Origin of the sequence: Pseudotabrizicola alkalilacus (assembly GCF_003443995.1) — a bacterium.
GTDB lineage: Bacteria > Pseudomonadota > Alphaproteobacteria > Rhodobacterales > Rhodobacteraceae > Pseudotabrizicola > Pseudotabrizicola alkalilacus.
This window is the reverse complement of record NZ_QWEY01000019.1, coordinates 1-11,580: the sequence shown is the minus strand read 5'-3', so window position 1 is coordinate 11,580 and position 11,580 is coordinate 1. Positions and strand designations below refer to the sequence as shown.

At 56.7% G+C, this 11,580-nt stretch carries 10 protein-coding genes and 2 pseudogenes; 2 read left to right on the top strand and 10 right to left on the bottom strand.

From position 1 onward, the window contains the following. The first annotated feature begins 238 nt into the window (after nt 1-238). Nucleotides 239-1,162, top strand: coding sequence for an OmpA family protein (locus D1012_RS21045; protein WP_118156099.1), 924 nt, complete (start codon nt 239-241; stop codon nt 1,160-1,162). 38 nt (nt 1,163-1,200) lie between these two features. Here D1012_RS21045 and modC read toward each other — a convergent pair whose 3' ends face one another. From modC to D1012_RS21010, 7 genes and pseudogenes are all read right to left on the bottom strand, one after another. Next, nucleotides 1,201-2,301 carry a molybdenum ABC transporter ATP-binding protein gene (gene modC / locus D1012_RS21040; RefSeq protein WP_118156098.1) on the bottom strand — a complete coding sequence of 367 codons (1,101 nt, stop codon included), beginning with the start codon at nt 2,299-2,301 and terminating at the stop codon, nt 1,201-1,203. Then, the gene (gene modB, locus D1012_RS21035; RefSeq protein WP_118156097.1) at nt 2,298-2,966 is read right to left on the bottom strand and encodes a molybdate ABC transporter permease subunit; all 669 of its coding nucleotides are present in this window, start codon (nt 2,964-2,966) and stop codon (nt 2,298-2,300) included. The genes modC and modB overlap by 4 nt, the downstream gene beginning before the upstream one ends. Before the next feature lie 3 nt (nt 2,967-2,969). Beyond that, the gene (modA, locus tag D1012_RS21030; RefSeq protein WP_118156096.1) at nt 2,970-3,761 is read right to left on the bottom strand and encodes a molybdate ABC transporter substrate-binding protein; all 792 of its coding nucleotides are present in this window, start codon (nt 3,759-3,761) and stop codon (nt 2,970-2,972) included. 62 nt (nt 3,762-3,823) lie between these two features. Next, nucleotides 3,824-4,201, bottom strand: coding sequence for a winged helix-turn-helix domain-containing protein (locus tag D1012_RS21025; RefSeq protein WP_118156095.1), 378 nt, complete (start codon nt 4,199-4,201; stop codon nt 3,824-3,826). A gap of 159 nt (nt 4,202-4,360) precedes the next feature. Beyond that, the gene (locus D1012_RS21020; protein WP_158569417.1) at nt 4,361-5,053 is read right to left on the bottom strand and encodes a sulfotransferase family protein; all 693 of its coding nucleotides are present in this window, start codon (nt 5,051-5,053) and stop codon (nt 4,361-4,363) included. Nucleotides 5,054-5,188: 135 nt separating this feature from the next. Then, entirely contained in the window at nt 5,189-5,461 is a 273-nt protein-coding gene (locus D1012_RS21015; protein WP_147335766.1) for a hypothetical protein, read from the bottom strand. A gap of 251 nt (nt 5,462-5,712) precedes the next feature. Further along, nucleotides 5,713-6,170 (bottom strand): annotated as a pseudogene (locus tag D1012_RS21010) (transposase); the annotation flags it as partial. Between the two features lie 15 nt (nt 6,171-6,185). On the opposite strand from D1012_RS21010, the gene D1012_RS21005 reads away from it, so the two are divergent. Then, nucleotides 6,186-6,578: a transposase gene (locus D1012_RS21005; RefSeq protein WP_267897843.1), complete on the top strand. Its 393-nt coding sequence runs from the start codon at nt 6,186-6,188 to the stop codon at nt 6,576-6,578. A 43-nt stretch (nt 6,579-6,621) separates the two neighbouring features. Here the strand turns inward: D1012_RS21005 and D1012_RS21000 are convergent, their stop codons facing one another. From D1012_RS21000 to D1012_RS20990, 3 genes and pseudogenes are all read right to left on the bottom strand, one after another. Then, a complete protein-coding gene (locus D1012_RS21000) occupies nt 6,622-8,022 on the bottom strand; it encodes a calcium-binding protein (protein WP_118156091.1) in 1,401 nt (466 codons plus the stop codon). Continuing rightward, the gene (locus D1012_RS20995) at nt 8,022-11,024 is read right to left on the bottom strand and encodes a calcium-binding protein (RefSeq protein ID WP_118156090.1); all 3,003 of its coding nucleotides are present in this window, start codon (nt 11,022-11,024) and stop codon (nt 8,022-8,024) included. The genes D1012_RS21000 and D1012_RS20995 overlap by 1 nt, the downstream gene beginning before the upstream one ends. 445 nt (nt 11,025-11,469) lie before the next feature. Next, a pseudogene (locus D1012_RS20990) lies at nt 11,470-11,580 on the bottom strand (IS5/IS1182 family transposase); the annotation flags it as partial.

The following is an 11,580-nucleotide window of genomic DNA, read 5'->3' as shown; positions in this document are numbered from 1 at the left end:
CGCAAGCCACGTGGCTGTACGCTATCGGGCAGAGGGGTCCGGATCGGCTCTGGTTGCATCGGGCTGTCTCTTTGCTACGGGTCGGAAGCAGTGTAGCGGGTGGCGCATGCCGGGACATGACCTGCATCAATTCCTGCGCGGCAGATGCCTGAAAAGCTTGATCCCGCCGCCTGACTGACCCAAAGTCAAGCAGACCGGCCTGCCCGTTCCGGATGCCGGAAGACAGGAGGACAGCACGATGACAGGATGCAGAACCCGCGTTTTTGCTTTGTCAGCGTTTTTTGGGGCGCTGACCTTGCCGCTTGCCGCGCAGGAGCCTTTGCCGGGGGCTTTGACGCTGGCGATCGAGCCCTATGCCGGATCGGTGGAGCGTGACCGCGAGCGGCTGACGCAGGAATTTGGCCGCAGCGCGCGGATTGTCGGGTTTGACGATGGCAAGGTACTGGCAGAACCGTTCGAAGGCCGGGTGCTGCTGATGCGGTTCCGAAACCCGAAAGACCGCTCGGCGCTGGAAATCATGACCAATTACCGACAGGCGCTGGAGGCGCGTGGTCTGACGGTGGACTGGCATTGCAGCGCGCGCACGCTGTGCGGCAACGCTGCTGACGGGGGGTGGGTGTCGCGCAACGGCATGAATCTGGGGATCGGGCGGGATATCGAGTATGTTACCGGCCAGATGCCTTATGAGGGCGGCACAGTCTTTGTCTCGGTCGGGGTGGAGCGGGCCAACCATTATGTGCAGGTGCTGCAGACCACCGATATGGAAACCGGACAGGTCCGGGTGCTGGATGCCGAAGCGATGGCCTCGTCGCTGGAGCAGCAGGGCCGGATCACGGTGGAAAACATCTATTTCGACTTCGGCAAGGCCGAATTGCTGCCGGACTCTGATGCAGCACTTGCCGAGATTGCGCGGCTGCTGTCGGACCGGGCGGAAATCGGGGTCTATGTTGTGGGCCACACCGACAGCATCGGCGGGTTTGAGGCCAATATCACCCTGTCACGCGCACGCGCCGGGGCAGTTGTCGCGGCGCTTGAATCGCGGCACGCGGTGGAGGCGGGGCGCGCGGTGCCTGCGGGCGTGGGGCCCTTGGCCCCGGTTGCCAGCAACGCGACCGATGCAGGCCGCGCGCTGAACCGCCGGGTGGAAATCGTGCTGCGATAAGGCGTGTACGGTCAGCGGAGTGCGCAAATCTGGTGCAGTCAGCGCGCCGCGCTGTCCTGGGGCGGCGCGGCGAGGATGTGGTCGCGCGCGACCGACATCGCCTTGAGCACGGCATGAACCGTATCGCCGGGGGCCAGCGCCATCTCTGCCGCCGCGCGGCGGGTGATGCGGGCGAGGATCTCGGTGTCTCCGACCGCCAGATGCACCATGAGGCCCGGCCCCTCGCCCGACACCAGCGCGGTGATGGTGGCGGGCACGATGTTCTGTGCCGACAGGCCGACAGGCCGCGCGCGCGACAGGATCACCTCATGCGCCATGATCCGTACCCGCAGCCGGGTTCCGGGCGCGCCCTGCACGCCGGGCAGGAACAGCGGGCCGGTGGCGGTATCAAGCCGGGTCAAGCCGTCCTCTTCCGGGCCGGAGATGACGGCGGGCAGCAGGGCGGCCACCTCGCGGATGCCCATGGCGCGCAGCGCCTCGGGGTCGGCCATCACCTGCGCGGTGGTGCCGCCGCGCAGGCTGCGGCCCCTGTCGATCACCAGCATCCGGTCGGCCAGCAGCTGCGCCTCGTTCATGTCATGGGTGACCAGCACCACCGGCATGTTCAGATGCGCGCGCAGGGCGATGATCCCGGCATGCAGCTTTTCGCGGGTGGCGCGGTCTACGGCCGAAAACGGCTCGTCCAGCAGCAGCACATCGGGCCTGCGCGCCAGCGCGCGGGCCACGGCCACCCGCTGTTGCTGCCCGCCCGACAATTGCGCCGGTTTGCGGTCGGACAGGTCGTGCAGGTTGACCAGAGCCAGCAGGCGCTCGGCCTCATCCCGGTCGGCAATTGGCATGGCGGCCATGACGTTCTGAGCCGCCGTCATATGCGGAAACAGCGCGTAGCTTTGAAACACGATGCCGACTTTGCGGCGATGCGGCGGCAGGTTCACCCGCGCCTGCGTGTCCAGCCAGACCCCGCCCCCGGCGCTGACGCGCGCGGTTGTGGGCGTCCACAGCCCCGCGATGCTGCGCAGGATCGTGGTCTTGCCCGAGCCGGAGGGGCCGACCAGCGCCATGAGCTCACCCGGGGCCACGTCAAAGGCCAGATCCAGCGGGATCGGCGCATCGGCCCGGATCGAGACCGACAGCGTCATGACAGCCGCCGCCCGACCCGCGCCGACAGCGCATAGGTCAGGGTGATGGTGGCCAGACTGATCGCCACCAGCGTCGCCGCCATGATCCCGGCCCCCCGGTCGTCAAACGCCTGCACCCGGTCATAGATCGCAATCGCGATGGTTTTGGTCTCGCCGGGGATCGAGCCGCCGACCATCAGCACGATGCCGAATTCGCCCAGAGTATGGGCAAAGGTCAGCACCATCGCGGTCATCAACCCCGGCCAGGCCAGCGGCAGCTCCACCCGCCACAGCGCCCGCCAGGGCGACATTCCGCAGCAGCTGGCCGCCTCGCGCAGCGCGACCGGAATCGCCTCGAACCCGCGCTGCGCGGGCTGGATCGCAAACGGCAGGTTGAAGATGACCGAGGCCAGCACCAGCCCCTCAAAGCTGAACACCAGCTGATGGCCGAACATCTGCTGCCAGAGCGCGCCCAGCGGTGCATTGCGGCCAAAGGCCAGCAGCATGTAAAAGCCGAACACCGTCGGCGGCAGCACCAGCGGCAGCATCACCAGCGCCTCCACCAGCCCCTTGCCGCGAAACGACCGGACCGCCAGAAACCGCCCCATCAGCACCGACACCGGCAACAGGATCGCCACCGTCCAGGCGGCGAGTTCAAGCGACAGGAACAGGGCTTTCCAATCCACGTCTTACTCCTGCGGCAGGGTGAAGCCGTAGCGCGCCATGATCGCACCGGCCCGGTCCGTCGCCATGAACGCATAAAAAGCCTGTGCCGTTTCGCCCGCGTTCTTCAGCAGAACCATCCTTTGACTCAGCGGCTGGTGCCAATCCTGCGGGATCAGATCCCAGCGTCCCAGATCTTTCATATCCGCAGACAGCACCAGAGAATAGGCCGTGATGCCCCCTTCGGCATTACCGGATAGCGCGAATTGCGCGGCCTGGGTGATGTTTTCCCCGATCACCAGAAAGGGTTGCAGATCGCCCCACAACCCGCGATGGGTCAGCGCTTCTTGCGCGCGCATGCCGTAGGGCGCGTGTTCGGGGCTGGCGATGGCAAAGCGGCGGATCGCGCCGTTTGCCAGTGCCGTCTCCAAGGCGTCAAGCGTGCCGTCCGGGGCAAGCGTCGATCCCTGCGGAACCACCAGCACCAGCCGGCCAACCGCATAGACCTGCCCCGCATCAGCGGCAAATCCGTCGCGGTGCAAGCTCAGCACATTGGTTTCATCCGCAGCGATAAACACCTCGAACGGGGCGCCTTCGCGAATCTGACGGTTGAAATTCCCCGATGACCCGAAGGACAGCCGCACTGTCCGGCCGGTTTCGCTGGTAAAGGCGTCGCTGATCTCGGCCATCGCGAACTGCATGCTGGAGGCAACGGCCACCACCGGGGCCTCCTCCTGTGCGCGGGCAGGAGCGGCGGCGGCTATGACCAAGCTTGCGACAATCCCGACAAGAGACCGGCGGACAAAGTTGACGGGCATCAGACCCCCATGAGATATGTTTCGCAAACCATATCGCAGCAAGCCCAGCTGGCAGGCAAGCGTTATTTTCCGTCGGGAATATCGACACACATGGCCTGCAACGCCGTCAAATGCGGCAGACCGGCCTTGACCGCCTCTGCTTCAAACGCGCGATACAGTGTCAGCACCTGCTGCCCGGTCTGGGTCAGCACCGCGCCACCGCCGCCCGGCCCGCCGCGCGTGCTGTCCACCACCGGCGCGCGGAACATCGCGTTCAGCGTCTCGATCAGCATCCAGGCCCGCTTGTAGCTCATGCCCATCTCGCGCCCCGCCGCCGCGATCGAGCCGGTGCGCGCGATCCGTTCCAGCAGTTCGGCCTTGCCCGGCCCCATCATCTGGTCGCCGAAATGAATGCGGATGCGCAGGCGCAGGTCAGTGGCATGATCGCTGTGTGATGTCATCCCGCCAGAATTGCGGGAAACCGGCCAGCCTTCAAGCCCTGCAACAAGGGATGAGCCCGGAAAGAGCGAGAGAAGGATGGCGCAGCTTCGGGCAGAGCAATGCGGATCGCGCGCAGGGTGCCCCGCCATGACAACGACGCATCTCATCCGACCTCGGGATCAGCTTGGCAGGAGCGTCTCGGCCCTTTGACGCACATAATCGTACAGCTCGAACTCCAGCGGGTGACGGGCACGGTACTGCGCGCGCAACGCATCCAGATCGCTGGTGCCTTGCTCTGGTTCGGTCGTATTGAGCCTGCCAAGCCGGGTCGGCTCGTAAGGAAAACCCAGAATGGACGCAATGTGGCTCAGAGAGTCGTTCAGCCGCTCGGTCAGGCCAATCGCCACGAAACGGGTCTCGATCATCTCACGAAAGTTCAGCTCGGTGACCACATCCGGAAAGTGGTTCAACATGTTCGGCGCGGTTTCCATAAGATATTCGGCAAGCCCCCCTTTCGGCACGCGCGACTGGTCCTTCCATTTGGCCGAGACCTTGCGCAGAAACCGGTAGTTCGAACAGGCCATCTCGAACGGGTCGCGCAAGATGGTGACAAACTGTGACGCGTCCGGGTAATTGTCCGTCACACCAAATCCCCGCAGACGGTTGAAGTGACCATAGACACAGACCGGGTGTTCGCGGCTGTGGAGATCGAACCGCGACTCGCGCTCTGGCCGACCACCCTGCACTTCATTGAAATAATGCCGGATCAGGCCGTCGCCGAACCACCCGTCGAAAACCTCTCTGACCGATAACCCAGCCGTCTTTGGCACATGGATGAAGACAATCGGCTGGTCGGGATCGTAGACTCTCATCCGACATTCTCCACGTGGCCGCCATTTGACCCCATGATTGCCTGACAGGGCAAGCATAACAAGCGTGCAAGTGGCGGAGGAAACGCGACTCCGGTCGAACCTTCTCAGACGAAAACTGAGCGACATGGTTCCCGTTCACAAAGGAAATGGGCCGCTCTCGAACAAGAAGGCGTGCATCGCGGCAAGGTAACGATATAGCTTTTCGCCCGTATCGAAATGAAACCCGATGTCACGCTCATACTCCTGTGCGCCCAGAGGTCGATCCCTCAAGATTGCCTCAAAGCGATTTTGAAAGCCGCGGGCTTCGATTGAATTCTCTACAAGTCCTTCTTTCAAGCTGTCGGGATCATAGGTTTCAGATCCGCAGAGAAGGAACATGGTCTCTTTCCAACTTTCCAAACTGACCAATTTCACCTCCCGATAGGATACATGGTGACAAGAACGGGGGCACCACTTGGCTACAATCGAAATATGGCCAGCAGCAATCCGCCCTCGAAATCGACGTCCACAATGCGTCCATCCGCGCGTCTTACCCCTTCGACGAGTCGCAGGTAGTCCGGCCCAAGTGCGTCGTCCAACGACAGAACGACCGAGAAGCTGCCTCGCCGGTACATGGGCGCGAAAAGTGCGGCGTCACGAGCTGCGCGATACGCGGCCGTCCGCCGATAGCCGAACCGGCGCCGGGCTTTAGCCAGTTCTTTCAATCGTGCCCGCAACACAGGGTCATCCTGGCGGACCACTTCATAGCGCATGGTCATCCGGCAACAGCTGATCACCCGGCACGCCCGCCGCTCGCTCATCCCGTGGCCTGCCACCAGATGCGCGACCGCTTGCCGCTTCGCGGCGGGCGTCACCACTTTTTTCCCAGAAGGTCTTTCAGCGCGGCATTGTCGAGCATGGCATCAGCAAGAAGCCGTTTCAGACGGGCGTTCTCGTCCTCAATGCCTTTCAGTCGTTTCGCCTCGCTGACGTCCATGCCGCCATACTTGGCCTTCCATTTATAGACGGTCGCATCGCTGACGCCGTGCTTGCGGCACAGATCGGCGACGGAAACCCCTGCCTCGTGCTATTTCAAAATGCCGATGATCTGGTCTTCGGTGAACCTGCTGCGCTTCATCTCTGGTCCTTTCGGTTGGGCCAGAGTCTACCTCAAACTGGATTAGGTGCAGGGGGCAACGTCAGCCCGGTTGCGAGTTCAATGCTGGTCGCAGAAATGCCCGAGATCGGCACCATCACCGGCGAGGAAGCTGCCGCACTCACTGGATTGGCCCCGGTTGCGCACGACAGCGGAACCCTTCGCGGAAAACGGGCCATTGCCGGTGGTCGTCGCGCCCTGCGGCACGTGATGTTCCAAGCGGCATTGGTCGCAGCACATCACAACCCGAGCCAGAAATCCTTCGCAGACCGCCTCCGCAAGGCCGGAAAACCGCACAAGGTCATCATCACCGCGGTCGCCAGAAAGTTGGTCACTATCGCGAACGCGCTATGCAAGAACCGTCAAAAATGGACCGCCTCAAGGCCCTGACAGATACAGTTGCTAACTCACCTATTAAACCAATAACTGAAAATCAACCTAGGTACTCTCCGTCTGGCCCGACCGCAGAGAAACGCACCAGAATGCTACTGTTGCCTGTCACGCTCTCAGCTGGGAGTACAACAATCGCATCACCGTGGAACAAAAGCTTCACTGTTCCCTCGGAATTCTGGAATGAAATCTGCTCCTGCATTTCGTCGTCATTAAATGGATCGCGCAAAATGACATCGACTACCAACGTGTCCGAAGCATCAAAATCCCTCAAATCAACAGGCTGCTCGCCTGGCAGAATGTAAACAACAATACTATCCGCTCCGTCACCACCGTATATCATGTCACCAGCAGTGGCAATTATCGTATCGGCCCCATCTCCACCGTAAACTAGGTTTGGACTACTTTCAAGCATACTGGAAAGGGACGCAACCCGCTCCGCTGGTTCAGTAATCCAAAGTCCGTGCCCATCGAGAAGATCGTTTCCACCTCCTCCAAACAGTGTGTCGCGCCCTGCCCCGCCAATCAACGTATCGTGCCCCCCACCTCCACGCAACTCGTCATTTCCATCATCTCCAGATAAAAAACTTGCGTGGGTTTCTGAGGACAATGTGTCATTGCCCATGCCACCAAACACTACGGCAGAACTTCCCTTCAATTCGATCCAGTCATTACCCGCCGCCCCATAGATCAGAAAGTTGCCCTCATTTGCCACAATAGTATCGTTTCCCGCCTCCCCAAAAATCTGTCCTGTCCAAGGACCTGACGTCTGCAAGATACCTCGCTCAAAAGAAACCTCAGCATGAGCTCCGTCGCCGCGTGAAATTATCGTATCGTGGTCTGCTCCACCAATTAAAAACGAGTTAGGATCGACGTCACGGGCAGATAGATCATGTGAACCAAACAGAAATGTCGCAGATTCTTGATCCGTGATATAATCATATGGCATCACTTCAAATAATTCACCCGTTGTGCTGCAGCCAGTGATCGTGAAGCTATCCAAAGGCGGTGAGTCAAACCCAGGAAAATCTAAATCAAGCTGACCTTCACCCGACGAAATAGATATCCATGCACCATCATCGTCCTGTCCCCAAGACAGCTGAACAGATTCACGATCACTTTCAATCCGAAGTTCTTCCACCGAGCTCCCACTTTGGGTAACGTCAACTCTAGATGATCCATTTTCAGGAATAACAATTGTTAGGGTATTTCCGTCTAGATATAAGTCGGGTGCTGTCTCATCTACATCTGGGGCCTGCTCACCTTCTTCAAGCTCCTCAGTGCCGCCACTTTCAGAGTCTGGCAGATAGTCAGCCAAATCATCATCAGAATCGCCACTGTCTTCATCTGTATGGTCAGAAGATTCTTCATCAGGTTCTTGACTGAAGTTTATAAGTAGCGCCGAAAGAAATAGACCTCCCATTATGAGCATCCCAAGCGCCATCACCGTTCCTCCCGTCTTTTTGCCATTTCTTTTGCCACCACCCCTATCGTAATATACCGACTGTCTGGATAATCTATGTGGTCAAACTGTTTTCCAGGTTTGCGACTGTAAGCTCTGCATATTAGCAACACGATAAAGCGAATAATCGACAAGAACAGATTTACAAGAAACGCGTATTTAGAAACTGTCTCAGCGATTCTGGGCCCTACAACCCAGTATACAGCTATGAAGAGGCGACCCAAGGTACAACTCCTCAAGACTTCGTCACGGTACCATCGGAGGAGCCAAACGTCCGGGTGATTTGGATCCGCATATACAGCCGTCGCAACGAAGCATCCGGCGCTTGTTTCTCCGGATGGGGCTTCCGGAGCGTTTGGCTCTTCGCGCTCAAGTTCTTCATCATCTGTTGTTTGCAGAGGCGGACTACCTGGCGAAGATTGCAGTCCTTGCAGCCAAGACAGGTCATCGAGGGCGCTGTCCTCTGGATGATCGTTCAAACTCTCCAAATCCGAGAAGAACCTGGCCATCAGGTCATTGATGTGACGAGTAGTATTATCATCGAATGAGTGCGAAAGTCCGACCAAGTGAGAATTGCTAATGCTTGAGAGCAGGGCTACCATCTGATCATAACCAAGATTGCTCAAAAACGAGTTTAGCTCAAGACCTTCCATTTCAGACAAAAGCTCATGACGATCTGACTCTGGAATATCACGAATGAACTCTTGAGCTTCAATACCGTCCATCCCGTTAAGGAAGCTCGACAGCCGCTCTCCATCCAGGTTCTGAGCCAGTAGCGTTGGATCTATGGCTGATCTATAAGCATCGTACTCTTCTGTCCCCATTGCTTCGGTGACTGACCTCACTTGAGCAGGTGTCATTATGGTCAATAGATTGGCCTGAGCAAGGGTATTAAGCGCTAAAGGTTGATGATCAAACAACCGATCGATAACCGCATCCTGCTGTCCGGCTGCACCGCGAATTGTGGTGGATGTGCCTCCGTCATGCTCAATAATGAGATCACCTGGACGGTTGTCACTGTAATGAACCTCGACCATTCTTTCACGAACATGATCGGGACTCTCATATTGGCCCTGAAATGATATCAAGTCTTCATCTTCATGCGACCAATCTTCAATGACAGAGTTGCCCGCCGTTGAAATAGAAAAGGTGTCTCCTCCCTCCCCCCCATACAGAACATCGTCGTCGCCCGTTGCAATAAGGGTGTCATCACCACTTTCCCCTCGCAGTGTGTTGTTTCCTTCGCCACCAAACAAAAGATCAGCGTGGTTGCCGCCCTGCAATTTATCATTTCCAGTTCCTCCCAGAATGACGTCCGAACCAGAAGCACCGCTTAGTATATCATCGCCGCTATCGCCCATAATTAGATCATGGCCGCCTCCGCCATATATATGATCATTACCTGATCCACCATCAAGGATGTCTCTACCCCCTCCACCATAAAGTAAGTCATCACCTTGGTAGCCAAGGAGGGTGTCAGAAAAAGTCGTGCCAACCAATGTGTCGGCATATGAGATTCCCGGAACAGGGGAGCCAATCTGACCTTCTATATGGACACCAACCTCTCCCATTATATACTCAATTCGAGCTATTTCTCCAGGGCCAAGCTCCACTAAAAGCTCAGCGAGTTCATCTCTTGTGTAAGTACGCGTCACAACCTGAGCATATGGTGCGTGTCCGGGAGATGCTTCGTTTACAGACGTTGTTGGATCATCATGAAGCTCAAAAGTCTGCACAACAACATGATGTGCATCACCAAAAAACTTATCTATATCGAGCTCCAACCGGAGCGCCTCATCTGAGCGTGATGAAATATACACTACAGCTCGATTAGCATCTCCAAATGAAGCTAATGTATAGTCAATATTTTCCTCGCCCAAGTCAAAATTGGCATTAACAATGTGATCGATGCTCAATTCGAGTACGTGTAAGTCCGCAGTTGTCGCGAACAAAGATCTAACTACCTCACCCGCGGGCGTGAGTCGAAACCCTGGATCATCCAAACTGGCTTCCCCGGGTACTGCCAACCGTGTGAGTAGTCTAGGAAACGAAGTTCCCCAGATGTCCGCCGAAGATATCTCTTGAATTGCTAGGCGCTCGTAGCTTTCAAGCAGAGTAGACGCTTGATAGAATCCCGTGTCAGCGGCAGGACTATTGAAGATATTCCATTCCGTGACATGCAAATCAAGATCGATGAAGCCGTCAGCTGCCTGCCATGCGTCTATAGTTTCAAAATTGTTATTAAGATTATCAATCCCGGCAAGGTTCCTTGGGTACCAGTGGATTATGACGCCGTCGACGTATTCTCTCGCTTCTGGGCTTAAAGAGTTTATTATTGTTTCGTTGTCTGACCCCCTCCACGGAGGCCCCGCCTGTACCAGAATATCTGGTTCGTTAAACAGCCCATGCGGACGACTATCTCCGATTTCATCAAGCGCTCGTCCTAAAGATTCTACCATTTCGTTTGCTACCAAACCATATTCGGCGCCGGACATCCTTCCGTTCATGTAGTATTCGTTTCCGATCTCAAACTGCCGTATGGTAATATCCCCATACCTGCCGGATACCAGATCACATGCAAACTCTACTACTTGATCAAGTGCTTCCTGATCTACAGAAACCGTGCCGTCCGGGTTCCTGATCAGAAGTCCTTCGGTAGGAAGAACTATGCTAATTTGCAGGTTCTGATCACTTGCATGATTGATAAACGACTGGAGCGACGCAAATTGACGACCGTTGGGCAAAGAGATGGTTGCTTGCTCAGACGATATCCATTCAAGCCAAGTTGGCTCTGTAGGAGAAAGATAACGTTCAGTGACATCGCCTCCTGGAAAGCGGATCGACGAAAAGGAAAGAGTATCTATGACTGCTGCAGAAGAATCACCGGGCGAGATTGAGTTCGCGGTGGCCACAAAATTTCCCCCATGAAGATCACGGGAAATCTCGCTACTTACTCTAAGCCCTTCCCAATCTGTGCGGTACATAGCAATCCCATACGTAGATGGGAAACTGTTGCCAGTTTTGAATTAATGCCGGATTGCTGCCGACCACAAAGAGGTCCTTTGTCTTCAGATTTTTGATACTAATATTAACAAGTTCATTTTAGTTGTGTAAAATGCGATAGAAAATATCCTACCACAAGATTTGGAAAAATATTAATTCTTCAAATTCAATGCGCTACATCAAATTGGCTACCAGCAGAGACACGACCTATGGTAGCCACTTTGTTAAGAAATAAATTTTAGCCTTCCTGGTTTGCAGTATCGGCGAATATAGATTCACGCAATTCATCATCGCCGAGCCGCCCCACCCACTGATCGACGCCTGGCCCTAACGAAACCTCACGTGTGATTGCTTAGAATTGCGCACAATTTCCCGCAAGATGGCGACGGTAAACAAGTGTATCGACCTAGGCTCAGGACTCATTGATCATATCCAGAAGATGACGATGGCGGCTATGGCGATTGCGGACATGAAGGTGTGGGCGCAGCGGTCGTATCGTGTGTGAATGCGCCTCCAGTCCTTGAGTTTTCCAAACAT

Coding starts and splice junctions, on each gene's coding strand:
- D1012_RS21045 (WP_118156099.1), top strand. CDS start 239: ATGACAGGATGCAGAACCCGCGTTTTTGCTTTGTCAGCGTTTTTTGGG.
- modC (WP_118156098.1), bottom strand. CDS start 2,301: ATGACGCTGTCGGTCTCGATCCGGGCCGATGCGCCGATCCCGCTGGAT.
- modA (WP_118156096.1), bottom strand. CDS start 3,761: ATGCCCGTCAACTTTGTCCGCCGGTCTCTTGTCGGGATTGTCGCAAGC.
- D1012_RS21025 (WP_118156095.1), bottom strand. CDS start 4,201: ATGACATCACACAGCGATCATGCCACTGACCTGCGCCTGCGCATCCGC.
- D1012_RS21020 (WP_158569417.1), bottom strand. CDS start 5,053: ATGAGAGTCTACGATCCCGACCAGCCGATTGTCTTCATCCATGTGCCA.
- D1012_RS21000 (WP_118156091.1), bottom strand. CDS start 8,022: ATGGCGCTTGGGATGCTCATAATGGGAGGTCTATTTCTTTCGGCGCTA.
- D1012_RS20995 (WP_118156090.1), bottom strand. CDS start 11,024: ATGTACCGCACAGATTGGGAAGGGCTTAGAGTAAGTAGCGAGATTTCC.